The organism is Flavobacterium sp. ASW18X (genome assembly GCF_005144745.1).
Classification (GTDB): Bacteria; Bacteroidota; Bacteroidia; order Flavobacteriales; family Flavobacteriaceae; genus Croceivirga.
In genome coordinates this window covers 1-235 of record NZ_SWKK01000032.1, presented here as the reverse complement: position 1 = coordinate 235, position 235 = coordinate 1, and the positions used below count along the sequence as shown (strand labels likewise).

Below are 235 nucleotides of genomic sequence, written 5' to 3'. Positions count from 1 at the left end.
GTAGCCGTCCACGCATTACCAGTTACGGTAGCGGTAGTAGTTACTGGAGGATTCACCCCATCATCAAAAGTAACGGTTACCACTTGTCCATCTTCCACATCTGTGGTAGTCCCTGAGATGGTTACATCGCCATCTTCGGCAGCACTTACGATATTGTCACCCTCGATAGGGGTAGTGATGTCAATAGTTGGCACCGCATTATCCAAAGTAATTGGGTCGTTATCGGTAGCCGGGT

Annotated in this window: 1 protein-coding gene; it reads right to left on the bottom strand. The window is 48.9% G+C overall.

Annotated features, from left to right (window positions below; genetic code table 11):
* Positions 1 to 235 (bottom strand): hypothetical protein (locus FBT53_RS16160; RefSeq protein WP_169630381.1); only part of this gene is annotated, 235 nt, incomplete at both ends.